Below are 16,018 nucleotides of genomic sequence, written 5' to 3'. Positions count from 1 at the left end.
GTCGTCACACGAAACGGAACGAGATGGCGCCCAGCGGGCCGTAGTCGGCATGGAAGCCGTCGCCGGACACCGCCGTGGCGGGGCGGGTGAACGAGCCGGCCAGCACCACGTCGCCGGCGTTCAGCCGCTCGCCATGCGGCGCGATCTTGTTGGCCAGCCAGGCCACGCCGTGGGCGGGGTGGCCCAGCACGGCGGCGGCCAGGCCGGTTTCCTCGATGACACCGTTCTTGAACAGCATCGCGCCCACCCAGCGCAGGTCCACGTCCAGCGGCCGCACCGGGCGGCCGCCAAGCACGATGCCGGCGTTGGCGGCGAAGTCGCTGATGGTGTCGAACACCTTGCGCATGGCCTTGGTGTCGCGGTCGAACTGCTCGATGCGCGCGTCGATGATCTCGATCGCGGGTGTCACGTAGTCGGTGGCCGACAGCACGTCGAACAGCGTGACGCCCGGGCCTTCGAGGGGCCGGCCCAGGATGAAGGCCAGTTCCACCTCCACCCGCGGCGCGATGAAGCGCGAGACGGGGATGTCGGTGCCCGACTCGAAGAACATGTCGTCCATCAGCGGCGCGTGGTCGGGCTCGGTGATCTGGCTGGCCTGCTGCATCGCCCGCGAGGTGAGGCCGATCTTGCGGCCCTTGATCGCGCGGCCGTCGGCCAGCTCGAGCTTCACCCAGGCCTGCTGGATGGCGTAGCCGTCGTCGATGGTCATGCCCGGGTGCTGGCGCGAGAACTGGCGCAGCGCGGTGCGCGTCTTGCGGGCCTGGTACAGATCGCGGGCGAGCGCGTCGATCGTGGCCTGGGGCAGCGTGGTGGTCATGGGTGCTCCCTTGGGCCTTCGGCCCCGTCCCTCCGAGAGGGATTCGCCCCTTCGGGCGGCCGGGCGGGGCTCATGATTTGTCGAACAGCGAGTGCAGGTTGCCGAACTTGGCGCCGAAGACCTCGTGGCCCTCGTCGATCTGCAGCGTGAGGCCGACGTGCCGCGAGGCCAGCACCGGGGCCAGGTGCGCGCGCGCCGCCGACACCAGCGCCTGCCCGGCGCGCTGGTGCACCGCGGCGCTGCGGCCGCGGCCCATGCGCAGGTGAAACCAGACGAAGGCACAGTCGCCGCTGCCGCCCGCGGCGCGGCTGGCGGCGCCGCCATCGGCCACGGCAAAGTGCGCCGCCGGGTAGGCCAGCACGCGCACGCCGCCGATCGGGAACACTGGCTCTCCGGCATCGTCGCGCGCCACGATCATCGTGTCGGCCAGGGCGCGGCACAGCGCCGTCATGTCGGTCTCGGCGTCGAGCTGCGGGGTGTAGAGGATGACGAGGTGGGGCATGGTGTGTCAGCGATGCGGCGTCACAGCCGCGTGGCCACCGAGGTGTAGCCCTCGGCACTGGAGGCCACGGCCTTCGGGATGGCGCGGCCATCTTGCGGCGTCACCGGGAACACGGCATTGATCTGGCCCGTGCCCGACGCGCCGAAGTACGGCGTGATCACCTCCGCCGGCGCGTCGTAGCCGCTCCAGCCCAGTGCGCCCAGCAGCATCGCGGTGTCGTGCATGAAGCCCTCGCCGTGGCCCTTGCTGGCGTACTCGGGCAGCATCTCGCAGAAGGCCGGCCACTCGGCCGCACCCCACATGCGCAGCACCTCGCGGTCGAGGTGTTCGAGGAAGGGGCTCCAGATCTTGAACGCGAACTCCGGCGCCAGGCCGTTCTGCGCGAAGCGGTGGCTCAAGGACCCGCTGGCCAGGAAGGCCACCGTGCCGTCGTAGTGCTGCTCCACCGCGCGGCGCATGGCCCAGCCCAGCCGCGCGCTGTCGGCCAGGTAGTGCACGGTGCACAGTGCCGACACCGAGATCACCTTGAAGTGCTGGTCGGCGTTCATGTAACGCATCGGCACCAGGGTGCCGTACTCGGGGTCCAGCGTGGTGGCGTCGTGGGCGAGCGTCTCGACACCGGCCTCGGTGCAGGCCTTGGCCAGCAGATTTCCCAGCACCGGATTGCCCGGGCACTCGAACGGCATGTTGGCGATGAAGTGCGGCAGCTCGTTGCTGGTGTACAGGCCCTTGAAGTGGGGCGCGCAGTTGACGTGGTAGTTGGCGTTGACCAGCCAGTGCGTGTCGAACACCACCAGCGTGTCGACGCCGGCCTCGCGGCAGCGCCGCGCGATCTCGCGGTGGCCGTCGATGGCGTCCTGCCGCGTGCCCTGGCGCGGGCCGTCGAGCTCGCTGAGGTACATCGACGGCACGTGGGTGATCTTGGCAGCGAGTGCGAGGCGGCCCATGTCATGCTCCCCAGTGAGGAATGTGGTGCGAGCCGAGCGAGACGGCCACGTTCTTCGGTTCGAGGAACACCTCGTAGCTCCAGGTGCCGCCCTCTCGCCCGGTGCCGCTGGCCTTGGTGCCGCCGAAGGGCTGGCGCAGGTCGCGCACGTTCTGGCTGTTGACGAAGCACATGCCGGCCTCGATGGCCGCGGCCACGCGGTGGGCGCGGCCGAGGTTCTCGGTCCACACATAGCTGGACAGGCCGTACACCGTGTCGTTGGCGATGCGCACCGCATCGGCCTCGTCGGTGAACGGGATCAGGCAGGCCACCGGCCCGAAGATCTCGTCCTGCGCGATGGCCATGCGGTTGTCGACATCGGCAAACACCGTGGGCTTGACGAAGTTGCCTCGGGCCAGCGCGGCCGGCAGGTCGGGCGCGTCGAGGCCGCCGCACAGCAGCGTGGCGCCCTCCTTCGGGCCGCGCTCGATGTAGCTGCGCACCTTGGCCAGGTGCGCCGGGCTGATCATCGGGCCGATGGTGGTGGTCTCGTCCATCGGATCGCCCACTTTGATGCGGCGTGCCCGCTCGGCGAAGCGGTCGGCGAAGCGGGCGTAGATCGACCGCTGCACCAGGATGCGCGAGCCGGCAGTGCAGCGCTCGCCGTTGTTGCTGAAGATCATGAAGACCGCCGCGTCGAGCGCGCGCTCGAAGTCGGCATCGTCGAAGACGACGAAGGGGCTCTTGCCGCCGAGTTCCATGCTGAACTTCTTCAGCCCGGCCGACTGCACGATGCGCCCGCCGGTGGCGGTGGAGCCGGTGAAGCTGATGGCGCGCACGTCGGGGTGCGCGCACAGCGGCTCGCCCGCGGCGCGGCCGGTGCCGTGCACCAGGTTCAGCACGCCGGCCGGGATGCCGGCCTCCAGCGCCAGTTCGCCCAGCCGCGCCGCCGACAGCGGCGACAGCTCGCTCATCTTCAGCACCGCGGTGTTGCCAAAGGCCAGGCAGGGCGCCACCTTCCAGGTGGCCGTCATGAACGGCACGTTCCAGGGGCTGATCAGCGCGCACACGCCCACCGGGTGGAACAGCGTGTAGTTCAGGTGCGTGGGCGTGGGGTAGGTGTGGCCGTCCACCCGCGTGCACATCTCGGCGAAGTAGTGGAAGTTGTCGGCCGCGCGCGGCACCAGCTGCTTGCCGGTCTGCGCGATCGACTGCCCGGTGTCCTGCGTCTCGGTGCGGGCGATCTCGGGCACGTGGGCGGCGATCAGGTCGCCCAGTTGGCGCATCAGGCGGGCGCGCTCGGTGGCCGGCCGGCCGGCCCAGGCCGGGAACGCGGCCTTGGCGGCGGCCACGGCGGCGTGAACCTCCTCGGCGCCGCCCGCGGCCACCTCGGCCAGCACGTCCTGCGTGGCCGGGTTCACGGTCTCGAAGACCTCTCGGCCTGCGACGGCCTTGCCGTCGATCAGGTGGTGGATGCGGGTCATGGGTGTGCTTCCTGGACGATGCCGTAGGCCTCGTCGCCGACGAGGGTGTTGACGAGCCGGCCGATGCCGTCGATCTCGGTGACGACCTCGTCGCCGACCTCGACGTTGACCACGCCCTCGGGCGTGCCGGTGAGGATGACGTCGCCGGCGCGCAGCGTCATGAAGGCGCTGAGGTACTCGATCAGCGCCGGGATGCGGTTGACCATGTGCCCGGTGTGCCCCTGCTGCGTGACGCGGCCGTTGACGAGCGTGCGCAGCGCCAGGTCGTGCGGATCGGGCACGTCGGCAGCGTCGACGAACCAGGGGCCGAGCACGGTGCCGCCATCGCGGTTCTTCACGCGCAGGTTGGGCCGGTACCAGTTCTCGAGGTGGTCGCGGATGGCGTAGTCGTTGCACACGGTGTAGCCCGCCACGTGGGCCATCGCGTCGGCGGCATTCACGTGCCGCGCGGTGGCGCCGATGACCACCGCCAGCTCGCATTCGTAGTGCATGAACTGCACGCCGGCCGGCCGGCGCGTGTGGCCGCGGTGGCCAACCAGCGCGCCGCGGCTCTTCAGGAACACCAGCGGCTCGTCCTGCGTGGACACCGTGAGCTCGCGCGCCAGTTCCTTCACATGGTCGGCGTAGTTCAGGCCCAGCGCGATGACCGTGCCGACCTCGAAGGGCGGCAGCCACACCACCTCGTGCTCGGCCAGCACGCGGCCGTCGGCCAACTGCAGGCCGCGGTCGTGGGGCCGGGCCTCGTGGACGGCGCCGGCGTAGGCGACCCGAGCGGTCTTCATGCGGTGGCCTCCTCGGCTGCCAGGGCCAGCGACAGCGCACCGAGCCCGTCGATCTCGACCCGGGCGTGCTGCCCCGCCCTCATCCTGGGCGCGCCGGCCGACAGGCCCAGCACCAGCACGTCGCCGGGCGACAGCGTCATGAACTCGCTGACGTCGGCCAGCAGCCGCGCGGCGCCGCGCACGCGCTCGCCAGTGGTGGTGCGGTGCACCTGCGCGCCGTCGACGAAGACGCGCACGCCCAGCGCATCGGGGTCGGCCAATCGCTCGACGCGCGGCCCGATCGGGCAGAAGCCGTCGCGCGCCTTCAGCCGCACCGACGGGCGGTAGAAGCTGGCGTGCGGCACGCAGAGTTCGGCCACGATCACGCCACCGGCGATGTGCGACAGCGCATCGGCCTCGCGCACGCGGCAGGCGGTGCGGCCGATGACCAGGCCCAGCGCGGCGCCCAGCTCGAGTTCGGCCACGTCGGCCGGCACCGCCACCGTGGCGCCATCGCCGGCCAGCGCATTGCGCGGGTGCACGTACAGCACCGGTGCGCGCGGCGGCGCCTTGTAGGGCGGCGCGTGCGCCGCGTCGCCCAGCGCGGCCAGGGCCGGCGCGTGGTTCAGCAGGCAACCCACCACCACCCCCGACAGGCGGTATGGCGCAAAGGCGAATTCGATCTCGGGCAGGGCCATGGCGGGAGCAGAAGCGACTTTGGAGGGGCCGAATCGGCGCCGCGCGCCGCGAACCGGGCTGGTTCGGGCTGCGTCGGCGACGCGATATCACTAACAAGTGAGCAATGTAGCCGCTAAAATGCGTGGACGTCAAGCCACCGCCCTGCCATGACCCGACCGGCCCCGCCTCCCTTGACCCGCCGCAACCTGCCGCTGCTGCTGCTGCATGCGCGCGAGAGCGTCTTTGCGCACTTTCGCCCCATCCTCAACGCCCATGGCGTGACCGAGCAGCAGTGGCGCATCATCCGCGCGCTGCTCGAATCGGGGCCGCTGGAGCCGCGCGAGATCGTCGGCCACTGCCACATCTCCAGCCCCAGCCTGGCCGGCGTGCTGGCCCGCATGGACGACCTGGGCCTGGTGCACCGCGAACGCCTGCCGCACGACCAGCGCCGGGTGATGGTGTCGGTCACCGCCCGCAGCCGCACCCTGGCGCGGCAGATGGCACCGCAGATCGAGGCCACCTACCAGCGCATCGAGGCCCAGCTGGGGGCCGACGTCATCGAGGGCGTCTACCGCACGCTCGACGACCTGATTGCACGCCTGGGCGAGCAGCCGGCCGACGACGAGTGACGCCGCCGGCGGGGCGTCACACGGGCACGCGGTCCCGAGACGGCCACTGCAGCAGCGCCTCGCGGAGCCGGTCGGGCTCCACCGGCTTGGTGATGAAGCCGTGCATGCCGGCCTCGAGGCAGCGGCGGCGGTCTTCGACGAAGCACCGTCGTGGGCGCACTCGACCGCCAGTCCGGCGTCGTCGAGCAGGGCCTGGGTGATCTCGCAGTTCACCGGCTCGTCCTCGACGACGGGGATGCGACGGTCGGCCAGGTCGCGACGCAGTCTCCGCCCGCCCGAACGGGCCGCGGCGAGTCGCACCGGCCCGACGTGCGGCCCAGCACGGTCTCGGGCAAGGCCGGCTGCATCGCCAGCACGTGCTGCGAGCCTTGCCAAAACTCGCGCCACTTCGGCACCATGCCATTGCAGGACGTGATCGGTCGCGTGCGGCAGGTGTGGTTCTCGTGCGGCGAAGGCGGTGTGCGCTGGGAGCACCTGGGCCGGGTGGCGCAATGAGAGCGCCGCCGTGTCGCTGAGTCATGGGCGCGCGCAGGCCGACGGCATGCGCCGTCAGTGCGCGGGCCATCTCAGGCGTCGTGCGCTTCGCGGGCCTTCGCGTCGGCCGCCAGCATCTCGTCGTACAGCGCCCAGGTGGAGCGGGCCTCGTCGGGCGTGAGCTTCTGCAGCGCGTTGCCGATGTGGACCATCAGCATGTCGCCGCGCTCGATGGTCTCGTGCTGAAGCAGGAACAGGCTCACCGTGCGTTCGATGCCCTTGGCCTCGCAACGCGCATTGAGCCCGTCGATCTCCAGCACGCACATCGGGATGCCAAGGCACATCGGGGTGTCACTCCAGGGTCATGACCGGCAGGTCGCCCGCCAAAGGGCGGCGCCGAGCGGTCACAAAGAATAGGTGGGGCGCCGGCCGCGCCAATGACCTGGGTCAAATCCGCGCGAGGTCGTGCGGCATACCGTCACGCGTATTCTGTCCGATGGGATGCGGCATGGATCTGCGAGACGACAACACGGTGCTGGTGCTCGGCCTGGGCAATCGCCTGCTCAGCGACGACGCCGCCGGCCCGCTGGCGGTGGACGCGCTGGCCGCGTCGCCGCGGGGGTGCGGGGCCGTGTTCCGCGACGGTGGCACGATCGGCCTGAGCCTGCTGCCCGAGATCGAGGACGCCGCTTCCTTCATCGCTGTCGATGCGGCACTGTTCGGCGCCGAGCCCGGCACGGTGCGGGTGTTCGAGGGCCTGGAGATGGATGCCCAGCTCAGCGGGCGCAAACGCAGCGCCCATGAGGTGGCCCTGTTCGATCTGATGGCCACGGCCGCGCTCAATGGCCACCTGCCGGCCCGCCGCGCCCTGGTGGCCGTGGAGCCGGCCAGCACCGCCCTCGGGCTCGAGCCCACACCGGCGGTGGCGGCGGCGATCCCGCAGCTGTGCGAGTCGGTGCACGCGCTGATTCAGCGTTGGAAGGCCTGACGGGCATGGCCGCTGCTGCGCCCATCGTTTCGACCGGCAGCGATGTCGCACGGGCGGTGCTGCGCGAGGTGGCGCGCCTGCTCGACGCACTGGCGCACGACCCGATGCTCGACGAGACCGTCGACCTGCACAGCCTGCCCTTGAGCGAGCCCGACCGCGAGGGGCTGCGCCAGCGGCTGGGACGCGGCGAGGTGGAGGCCGTCTTCAACCTGGCGGGCCCGACGCGCGTCACCGAGACCGCCTACGCCGGCGTCTGGTGGGTGCGACACGCCGACGCCGACGCCGACGACCGCAGCGTGCTCGAACAGATCGTCGTTGCGCGCGTGCCCGCGCTGCTGCTCGCGCACCCGGACGACATCGCCACCGCGTCGCACCGCCTCGCCGCGGAGCTCGAGACGCCGATTACCGAGGAGACCCTTGATGACTGAACCACTGCTGCTCGGCGACATGCTGCGCGAACGGGGCGTCTCGCGCCGTGCGTTCCTCAAGTACGCCAGCTACATGAGCTCGCTGATGGCGCTGCCGCCGTCGGCCGCCGCAGCGATGGCCGATGGCCTGGCCAAGGCGCGCCGGCAGGCCGTGATCTGGCTGTCGTTCCAGGAGTGCACGGGCTGCACCGAATCCTTGACGCGCTCGTTCAGCCCCAGCCTCGAGGACCTGATCTTCGACTTCATCTCGCTCGACTACCACCACACGCTGCAATCGGCCTCCGGTGAGGCGGCCGAGGAAGCGCGCCGGCAGTCGATGCGCGACAACAAGGGCAAGTACATCGTCGTCGTCGACGGCTCGGTGCCCACTGCCGACGGCGGGGTGTATTCGGTCATTGCCGGCCAGAGCAACATGGCCATGCTGGCCGAGACGGTGGAACATGCGGCCGCGGTGGTCGCGGTGGGCACCTGCGCGGCCTACGGTGGCCTGCCCGAGGCCAACCCCAACCCGACCGGCGCGGTGGCCGTCTCGAAGCTGGTCTCCGGCAAGCCGGTGATCAACATCCCCGGCTGCCCGCCGATGCCGCAGGCGATGGCCGGCACCCTGGTGCACATCCTCTCGTTCGGCCGCCTGCCCGAGCTGGACCACCTGGGCCGCCCGCGCGCCTTCTTCGGCGAGAGCATCCACGACCGCTGCTATCGGCGCCCGTTCTACGAGCGCGGCCTGTTCGCCAAGACATTCGACGACGAAGGTGCGCGGCAGGGCTGGTGCCTTTACGAACTGGGCTGCAAGGGGCCGGTGACCTACAACGCCTGCGCCTCGCAGAAGTGGAACGGCGGTGTGTCGTTCCCGATCCAGTCGGGGCATGGCTGCATCGGCTGTTCGGAGCCGCGCTTCTGGGACCGCGGCGGCCTGTACAAGCCGCTGTCGGTCGGCACCACCGATTTGCGCAAGGTCATCGGCATCACGGCGGTGGCGGGCGTGGCGCTCGGCGCTGCCTCGGCCGCCCTGGCGCGCCAGCGGCGCGCTTCCACGGACACCAAGGAGTGACGGCGATGGAACTGCTCGATTTCGCCCGCGGCCCGGCGCTCACCTTCGCCGTCGCCGTCTTCGTGCTGGGCACCCTGTGGCGCCTGGCCGGCGTGCTGCTGCTGCCACGCATGCGCGACCTCTCCCCCGCCCGCGAAGGCGCGCCGCCGCTGCTGCTCGGCGCGCTGCGCACCATCGTGCGCCGCATGTGGCCGCGCAAGGAGTTCGTGCAGGCCACGATGTTCATCACCATCAACAGTTTCGTCTTCCACATCGGGCTGGCGATCGTCGTCTTCGGGCTGGCGCCGCACATCCTGTTCATCCGCAGCCTGACCGGGCTGTCCTGGCCGGCGCTGCCGAGCAACCTCGTGCTGGCCGTTGGCGTCGTCACGCTGGCCTCGCTGCTGGCCATCCTGACGCGGCGCCTGACGCACCCGGTGATGCGCCTGCTGTCGCACACCGGCGACTACCTCAGCTGGCTGGTGACCGCGCTGCCCGTGCTCACCGGCCTGCTGGCCACTGCCCACATCGGCGCGCGCTACGAGACGCTGCTGGCGCTGCACATCCTGAGCATCGCTGTCTTCCTGATCTGGTTTCCGTTCGGCAAGCTGATGCATGCCTTCCTGTTCGTCTTTTCGCGCGGTGCCACCGGCATGCGCTTCAGCCACCGGGGAGTGAACACATGAACACCGTTGCCAAAGCCCCGGCCGCCTTCGACAAGCAGGGCGAGCAGACCGAAGAGGCCCGTGTCGACGCAGCCATGCGCAGTTTCGTGCGCGAGTTCGGCGTCACCGCCGCCGTGCACATGGAAAGCTGCGTGCGCTGCGGCATGTGTGCCGAGGCCTGCCATTTCCACGCCGCCTCGGGCGAGGCCAAGCACACGCCGATCTACAAGCTGGAGTTGTTCCGCCGCGCCTATTTCCGCGAGGCCTCGCCGTTCGCCCCGGTGATCCGCGCGCTCGGGCTGGTGAAGAAGCCGAGCATTGCCGAACTGCAGCAGTGGCAGGAACTGATCTACGACTCCTGCAGCATGTGCGGCCGCTGCACCATGGTGTGCCCGATGGGCATCGACATCGCCGAGCTGGTGAAGGAAGCGCGCCACGGCATGTTCAAGGCCGGCCTGATCCCCGAGCGGCTGGCGCTGATGGACCGCACCGCGCGGCAATGGGGCAGTCCTGCCACGCCGGCCGAAGACCTGCCCGACATCCTGGCCGAGGTGTCCGAAGAGCATGGCGTGTCCATCCCCTGCGATCTGGAGCAGGCCGACATCCTCGTCACCGCCGCGCCGGCCGAACTGGGCGACCACACCAAGGCGCTGGCCGATGCGGCCAAGATCCTCAACCGCATCGGCGTGAAGTGGACGATGCACCAGGGCGGCTTCGATGCCTCCAACATCGGCTTCAACAATGGCGACCTCGAACTGCAGGAGCGGCTGACCCGCGCGCTCATCGACACCGCGATGAAGATCGGCGCGCACACCATTCTGCTGCCCGAATGCGGCCACGCCTATGGCGCCGCCCGCTGGGAGGCTGCCAAGTGGTACGGCCATGCGCTGCCGGTGCGCATCATCCACATGACCGAGTTCCTCGATGAGCTGATCACCGGTCAGAAGATCAGGCTCAAGCCGATCGGCCAGACGGCCACCTTCCACGACCCCTGCCAGATCGTGCGCCGCGGCGGGCTGGAGGCGGCGGCGCGGCGCGTGCTGGCCGCGCTCGGCTTCGAGCTGATCGAGTTGCAGGACCACGGCATCGCCGGCTACTGCTGCGGCGGCGGTGGCGGCGTGGTGTCCAACGTGCGTGCCGCGCCGTTGCGACACAAGGTGTTCGAGATCAAGAAGAACCAGGTCGAGGCCACCGGTGCCAAGCGCTTCGTCACCAGCTGCGGCCAGTGCCGCATCACGATGGAGATGGGCGCCAAGCACGCCCACTGGGACCGCAAGACCGAAAGCCTGCTCGAGCTCGTGGCCGACAACCTTGCCGACTGAGAACGCGCCCAGGCGGCGGCAAAAGCCGGCCGCCGGCCGCCCCGTGTCAGTGGCCCTCGAGCGCCCGAGGGGGTGAGAAGACCCATGAGCGCCCTCTCGTCCTAACAGGAGAACAACCCATGTCCCGCCGTATCGTCGTCGACCCCATCACCCGCATCGAAGGCCACCTGCGCATCGAGGCCGAAACCTCCGCCGACGGCAACATCACCGGCGCCTGGAGTTCGGGCACCATGGTGCGCGGCATCGAGCTCATCCTGAAGGGGCGCGACCCGCGCGAGGCCTGGGCCTTCGCGCAGCGCATCTGTGGCGTGTGCACGCTGGTGCACGGCATCGCCTCGGTGCGCTCGGTGGAGGACGCGCTGAAGTGGTCGATTCCCGCCAATGCGCAACTGATCCGCAACCTGATGATCGCCGCGCAGCACGTGCACGACCACGTGATGCACTTCTACCACCTGCACGCGCTCGACTGGGTGGACGTGGTCTCGGCGCTGAAGGCCGATCCCAAGGCCACCTCGGCGCTGGCGCAGTCGATCTCGAGTTACCCGAAATCCAGCCCGGGCTACTTCGCCGACACGCAGAAGCGCGTCAAGCAGTTCGTGGAGAGCGGGCAGCTCGGCATCTTCGCCGGCGGCTTCTGGGGCCACCCCGAGTACAAGCTGCCGCCCGAGGCCAACCTGATGGCGGTGGCGCATTACCTGGAGGCGCTGGCCTGGCAGCGCGAAGTCGTCAAGCTGCATGCCATCTTCGGCGGCAAGAACCCGCACCCCAACTTCCTGGTGGGTGGCTCGCCCAGCCCGATCAGTGCCGGCCCCGGCAGCAGCGGCGCGGCGGCGACCACGGTCAACATCGTCACGCTCGACGAAGTGCGGCAGATCATCAGGTCCATGCAGGCCTTCGTCGATCAGGTCTACCTGCCCGACACGCTGGCCATCGCCAGCTACTACAAGGACTGGTTTGCCCGCGGCGAGGGCCTGGGCAACTTCCTCACCGTGGGTGATTTCCCGTCCAAGGGCATGGGCGATGCGTCGACCAACTTCATCCCCTCGGGCGTGATCCTCGGCCGCGACCTGTCGCACATCGAGCCGGTGGATCTGCGCGACCCGGCACAGGTGCAGGAATTCGTGGCGCACTCGTGGTACGACTACGCTGGCGGCAAGAAGACCGGCCTGCACCCGCACCAGGGTGAGACGCGGCTGAACTACACCGGGCCCAAGCCGCCGTACGAGCAGCTCGACGTCGACAGCAGCTACTCGTGGCTGAAGTCGCCGCGCTGGCGGGGCAAGCCGATGGAGGTGGGGCCGCTGGCGCGGCTGGCGATGCTGTATGCCAACAAGCACGAGCCGACCAAGGCGCTGGCCGACCATGTGCTGCGCACGCTGGACCTGCCGCTCACCGCCATCTTCTCGACCATGGGCCGCACGGCGGCACGAACGATCGAATCCAAGGTGCTGGCCGACCAGATGATGAACTGGCTCGACACCCTGGTGGCCAACATCAAGGGCGGCGACCTGTCGGTGCAGAACACCACGCTGTGGGAGCCGTCGAGCTGGCCGAAAGAGGCCAAGGGCGTGGGCTTCATGGAAGCACCGCGTGGCGCACTGTGCCACTACGTCGTCATCAAGGACGGCCTGATCGACAACTACCAGGCCGTGGTGCCCAGCACCTGGAATGCCGGCCCGCGCGATGCCGTCGGCCAGCCCGGCGCCTACGAGGCGGCGCTGATGGACCGCCACCACCTGCACGACCCGAAGCAGCCGCTGGAGATCCAGCGCACCGTGCACAGCTTCGACCCCTGCATCGCCTGCGCAGTGCATGTGGTCGACCCCCAGGGCGAAGAGCTCACCCGCATCAGCGTTCGTTGACTCGACGAGACCCCGATGCAGCGCACCACGGTCAGGGCAGTTGCCCTGCTGGCCCTGCCCCTGCTGCCGTCGCTCGCCGTGGCCCACGTGGGCGCGGGTTCGACGATGGATTTCGCAGCCGGCCTCGCGCATCCGTTGTACGGCGCCGATCACCTGCTGGCCATGGTCGCCGTCGGCGCCTGGCTGGCCGCGAGGTCGGTCCGCTTCGCCCGCGTGGCCGGTGGCGTGATCGCCGTGGCCGGAGCAATGCTGCTCGCTGCGCGGTAGCTCATCCGCATCATCTCGCGGCGGGCGACGGGAGATTTGACCGCCCTCCACTCGGCTCGAGACCGGGACCAGGCCGTGACCTGGCGAAACAGTGCCGTGAAGTGCCTCGATGAGGGCGCGCAGCCGCTGCACGGCGCTGGCGCGCGCACTGGTACTCTGAGCGGGGTCGCGACCGATCGAGATCCACAGCTGGACCGCACCCTGCATGAGCCTGCCTGCCCCCACCCCGCCTGCTCCCAGCCCGGCCGACCAGTCCATCGCCCGCCTCGACGGCCTGGCGCACCGCGTGGACACGGGCGCCGAAGGCCAGCGCATCGCCTGGCGCCTGTTCGGCCAGGGGCCGGCCCTGGTGCTGCTGCACGGCGGCCATGGCAGCTGGCTGCACTGGGCGCGCAATGTCGAGGCCCTGGCCCAGCGGCACCGGGTGCTGGTGCCCGACCTGCCGGGCTTCGGCGATTCGGACGACCTGCCCGGCCCGCCGCACGCCCCTGACCGCCTCGACCGGCTGGTGCAGGCACTGGGCCAGGGCATCGTCGACTGCCTGGGCCCACGGCCGCAGGTGGACCTGGCCGGCTTCTCCTTTGGCGGCCTGATCGCCGCCACCGCCGCCGCAGCCTGGGCGCCCGACCTGCCCGTGCGCCGCCTGCTGTTGCTCGGACCGGGCGGCCATGGCCAGCGCCGGCCCCGGCACGTGGACTTCGTCGACTGGCGCCTGCCCGACCCCGGGCAGCGCCGGGCCGCGCTGCGGCGCAACCTCGAGGCCTTCATGTTCCACGACCCGGCGCGGGCCGACGACCTGGCCCTGGCCATCCACACCCTGGCCTGCGAGCGCACCCGCTTTCGCAGCCGGGCGCTGTCGGTGGACGACGGGCTGTGGCCGGCGCTGGCGGCCTTCGGCGGCCCGGTGCACGCGCTGTGGGGCGAGCACGACGCCACCGCCGTGCCCCACGAACTGGGGCCGCTGCTGCAGGCCCGCCACGCCGGCGCCACCTGGCAGGTCATCCCCGGCGCCGGGCACTGGGCGGCCTACGAGGCGGCCGATGCCGTCAACGCGGCGATGCTCGGGGCGCTGGCACCTTGAGGCCGCCGCAGGTCGCCTGCGCGGCCGGTCAGCGAAACGGCAGGGCCAGCTTCAGGTCGCCGCGCTTGTAGGCTTCGCTGGCCACCTGGTAGTAGGCGATGGCCTCCTGGGTGAGTTCGCGCGACAGCGCGTCGTCGGGCATCGGCGCGCCGGTGAGGGCGTCCACCACCCGCACCCGGCCGTTCGGCTTGAGCTCGACCGTGCGGCCGCGCTCGTAGTAGCCCACCGTCTGGTAGTTGGCCATCACGGCGCGCTGGTGGGTCAGGCCCTCGCGCAGGATGTCCTGGCCGAAGAAGCGGCTGCGGTAGCTCATGCCCAGCAGGCCCAGCACGGTGGGCGACACATCGATCTGCGAGGCGATGGTCTCCACCCGCCCCGGCTTCACGTGCGCCGGTGAGTAGATGATCATCGGGATGTGGTAGTTGGCGATCGGCAGCTCCTGCTGGCCGCGGCCCTTGTGGGTGTGGTCGGCCACGATGACGAACATCGTGTCGCGGAACCAGGGCTTGGCGCGGGCGCGGTCGATGAAATCGCCGATGGCGTAGTCGGTGTACTTCACGCCACCGTCGCGGCCGGTCTTGCTGGGGATGTCGATGCGGCCTTCGGGGTAGGTGAAGGGCCGGTGGTTCGACGTGGTCATGACGTGGGCATAGAACGGCTTGCCGGCGGCGTGGCGGCGGTCCAGTTCGCGCAGCGACAGGGTGAACAGGTCCTCGTCGGCGACACCCCAGATGTTCTCGAAATGGATGTCGGCCTTGTCCAGCCGGGTGCGGTCGATCACCGTGTAGCCGTTGCCCGAGTAGAAGGCGTTCATGTTGTCGAAGTAGCCGTAGCCGCCGTACAGGTAGAGCGCCTCGTAGCCCTGGGCCTTGAACACCTCGCCGACGGTGAACAGCTCGTCGTTGTTCGGCCGCTTGACGATCGAGTGGCCAGGTGTGGGCGGCACCGACAGCGTCAGCGCCTCGAGGCCGCGCACGGTGCGCGTGCCGGTGGCGTACAGGCGGGTGAACAGCAGGCCCTCGTCGGCCAGCCGGTCGAGCCGGGGCGTCAGGCCCTTGCGGTTGCCGAAGGCCGACATGAACTCGGCACTGAAGCTCTCCACCGAGACCATCACCACGTTCAGCCGCTTGACGGGCCCGGGGTGGACGACCTGCCGGTCGAAGGGCCGCTGTGCCCCCTCGCCCGAGGCCGCGCCGCCCGGGATCTCCAGGCCCAGCCGGCGCAGCGCCTGCTCGCGCGGTACGGTCTTGTAGAAGCGGCCGTAGTCGATCTCGTTGGTCCAGAAGGCGTGCCAGAAATCGTAGTAGCCGTTGCCGGCCAGCTCGTTGGCCTGGGCGTCGGACGAGAACTCCTTCTGTCTCGCGTCGAGCGAGGCCACCGCCACGAAGGGCAGCGCCACCAGCACCGCCATCGAGCCCAGCCGGGCTGGCCAGCCGGCCTGCCCGGACCAGTGCGGGCGCAGCGCGCGCGCCAGTCCGGCCCAGATGGCCAGGGACAGCGCGGCCACGCCGCCCAGCAGCAGCGGCAGGTTGTAGCTCTCGCGGATGTTGCCGACGACCTCGTTGGTGTAAATGAGGTAGTCGACGGCGATGAAGTTGAAACGCGACGCGAATTCGTTCCAGAAGGTGAACTCCGAGAACGCGACGAACACCACCAGCACGCTCAGCGGCAGCAGCAGGCCGAGCAGCACCCGGCGCAGCCAGCGGCCAGACCCGTTGCGCCAGGCCAGCACCAGCACGCCCAGCGGCGCCAGGAAGAAGGTGGCCGCGCCCAGGTCGAACCAGGCGCCGATGGCCAGCGCCGGCACCAGCCGCACCGGCATCAGCGGCGCCGACTCACCGTTGTAGACGGCCAGCCCGAGGCGGACGACGGCGTTGATCGCCAGGAAGGCCAGCAACAACACGCCCAGGAGGCGCAGGCGACCCGGCAATCGGCGGTGGATCATTCGCGTGGGCTGGAAGCAACCGGAAGGGAGATCCACCGGATTGTGGGCGAGGCGGCTGAATCCATGTTCAGCCGATGCCGCCGGGCCGGGCGCCCTTCATGCTGGGTTCACGCCCGAGGCAGGCCCCCGCCACCCGCAGGCGGCAGGTGGGCCCGGGGCC

18 protein-coding genes are annotated in these 16,018 nt (G+C 70.3%); 10 read left to right on the top strand and 8 right to left on the bottom strand.

The window, feature by feature from the left end; all coding sequences use genetic code 11:
• Positions 1-4: 4 nt before the first annotated feature.
• The 6 genes from hpaH to EOINJALH_RS18080 all read right to left on the bottom strand — a co-directional run bounded on the left by hpaH (position 5) and on the right by EOINJALH_RS18080 (position 5,187).
• Entirely contained in the window at positions 5-817 is an 813-nt protein-coding gene (gene hpaH / locus EOINJALH_RS18105; protein ID WP_088282608.1) for a 2-oxo-hept-4-ene-1,7-dioate hydratase, read from the bottom strand.
• Positions 818-887: 70 nt separating this feature from the next.
• Positions 888-1,319, bottom strand: coding sequence for a 5-carboxymethyl-2-hydroxymuconate Delta-isomerase (locus EOINJALH_RS18100; protein ID WP_088282606.1), 432 nt, complete (start codon positions 1,317-1,319; stop codon positions 888-890).
• A 20-nt stretch (positions 1,320-1,339) separates the two neighbouring features.
• Positions 1,340-2,266 (bottom strand): 3,4-dihydroxyphenylacetate 2,3-dioxygenase, encoded by a 927-nt coding sequence (hpaD, locus tag EOINJALH_RS18095; protein ID WP_088282604.1) that lies wholly within the window; start codon positions 2,264-2,266, stop codon positions 1,340-1,342.
• Position 2,267: 1 nt separating this feature from the next.
• Positions 2,268-3,728: a 5-carboxymethyl-2-hydroxymuconate semialdehyde dehydrogenase gene (hpaE, locus tag EOINJALH_RS18090; RefSeq protein ID WP_088282602.1), complete on the bottom strand. Its 1,461-nt coding sequence runs from the start codon at positions 3,726-3,728 to the stop codon at positions 2,268-2,270.
• Positions 3,725-4,510 carry a fumarylacetoacetate hydrolase family protein gene (locus EOINJALH_RS18085; protein ID WP_088282600.1) on the bottom strand — a complete coding sequence of 262 codons (786 nt, stop codon included), beginning with the start codon at positions 4,508-4,510 and terminating at the stop codon, positions 3,725-3,727. The genes hpaE and EOINJALH_RS18085 overlap by 4 nt, the downstream gene beginning before the upstream one ends.
• Complete coding sequence (locus EOINJALH_RS18080; RefSeq protein WP_088282598.1) at positions 4,507-5,187, bottom strand: fumarylacetoacetate hydrolase family protein; 681 nt, start codon at positions 5,185-5,187, stop codon at positions 4,507-4,509. Before EOINJALH_RS18080 ends, EOINJALH_RS18085 begins: the two co-directional genes overlap by 4 nt.
• Positions 5,188-5,334: 147 nt before the next feature.
• Here EOINJALH_RS18080 and hpaR point away from each other — a divergent pair, with 147 nt between their 5' ends.
• On the top strand, positions 5,335-5,796 hold the full coding sequence (gene hpaR, locus EOINJALH_RS18075; protein ID WP_088282596.1) for a homoprotocatechuate degradation operon regulator HpaR: 462 nt from the start codon (positions 5,335-5,337) through the stop codon (positions 5,794-5,796).
• 150 nt (positions 5,797-5,946) lie between these two features.
• Positions 5,947-6,291 carry a hypothetical protein gene (locus EOINJALH_RS18070; protein ID WP_088282594.1) on the top strand — a complete coding sequence of 115 codons (345 nt, stop codon included), beginning with the start codon at positions 5,947-5,949 and terminating at the stop codon, positions 6,289-6,291.
• 71 nt (positions 6,292-6,362) lie between these two features.
• On the opposite strand, the gene EOINJALH_RS18065 is transcribed toward EOINJALH_RS18070, so the two are convergent.
• Positions 6,363-6,614, bottom strand: coding sequence for a HypC/HybG/HupF family hydrogenase formation chaperone (locus EOINJALH_RS18065; protein WP_088282592.1), 252 nt, complete (start codon positions 6,612-6,614; stop codon positions 6,363-6,365).
• Between the two features lie 164 nt (positions 6,615-6,778).
• On the opposite strand from EOINJALH_RS18065, the gene EOINJALH_RS18060 reads away from it, so the two are divergent.
• From EOINJALH_RS18060 to EOINJALH_RS18025, 8 genes are all read left to right on the top strand, one after another.
• Positions 6,779-7,258: a hydrogenase maturation protease gene (locus EOINJALH_RS18060; protein WP_199873414.1), complete on the top strand. Its 480-nt coding sequence runs from the start codon at positions 6,779-6,781 to the stop codon at positions 7,256-7,258.
• A 5-nt stretch (positions 7,259-7,263) separates the two neighbouring features.
• Complete coding sequence (locus EOINJALH_RS18055) at positions 7,264-7,686, top strand: hydrogenase expression/formation C-terminal domain-containing protein (protein WP_144290076.1); 423 nt, start codon at positions 7,264-7,266, stop codon at positions 7,684-7,686.
• Positions 7,679-8,737: a hydrogenase small subunit gene (locus EOINJALH_RS18050; protein WP_088282586.1), complete on the top strand. Its 1,059-nt coding sequence runs from the start codon at positions 7,679-7,681 to the stop codon at positions 8,735-8,737. Before EOINJALH_RS18055 ends, EOINJALH_RS18050 begins: the two co-directional genes overlap by 8 nt.
• A 5-nt stretch (positions 8,738-8,742) precedes the next feature.
• Entirely contained in the window at positions 8,743-9,402 is a 660-nt protein-coding gene (locus tag EOINJALH_RS18045) for a nitrate reductase (RefSeq protein ID WP_088282584.1), read from the top strand.
• Positions 9,399-10,703: a (Fe-S)-binding protein gene (locus EOINJALH_RS18040; RefSeq protein WP_088282582.1), complete on the top strand. Its 1,305-nt coding sequence runs from the start codon at positions 9,399-9,401 to the stop codon at positions 10,701-10,703. The genes EOINJALH_RS18045 and EOINJALH_RS18040 overlap by 4 nt, the downstream gene beginning before the upstream one ends.
• A 119-nt stretch (positions 10,704-10,822) precedes the next feature.
• Positions 10,823-12,565, top strand: coding sequence for a nickel-dependent hydrogenase large subunit (locus EOINJALH_RS18035; RefSeq protein ID WP_088282580.1), 1,743 nt, complete (start codon positions 10,823-10,825; stop codon positions 12,563-12,565).
• A gap of 15 nt (positions 12,566-12,580) precedes the next feature.
• Entirely contained in the window at positions 12,581-12,832 is a 252-nt protein-coding gene (locus tag EOINJALH_RS18030) for a HupE/UreJ family protein (protein ID WP_088282578.1), read from the top strand.
• A gap of 205 nt (positions 12,833-13,037) precedes the next feature.
• A complete protein-coding gene (locus tag EOINJALH_RS18025; protein WP_088282576.1) occupies positions 13,038-13,913 on the top strand; it encodes an alpha/beta fold hydrolase in 876 nt (291 codons plus the stop codon).
• Between the two features lie 28 nt (positions 13,914-13,941).
• Here the strand turns inward: EOINJALH_RS18025 and EOINJALH_RS18020 are convergent, their stop codons facing one another.
• Complete coding sequence (locus EOINJALH_RS18020) at positions 13,942-15,858, bottom strand: LTA synthase family protein (protein WP_088282574.1); 1,917 nt, start codon at positions 15,856-15,858, stop codon at positions 13,942-13,944.
• Positions 15,859-16,018 lie beyond the last annotated feature (160 nt).

The organism is Ideonella sp. A 288, assembly GCF_002198735.1.
In the GTDB taxonomy this organism is placed as follows: domain Bacteria; phylum Pseudomonadota; class Gammaproteobacteria; order Burkholderiales; family Burkholderiaceae_C; genus Pseudaquabacterium.
This window is presented reverse-complemented; position numbering and strand designations above follow the sequence as displayed.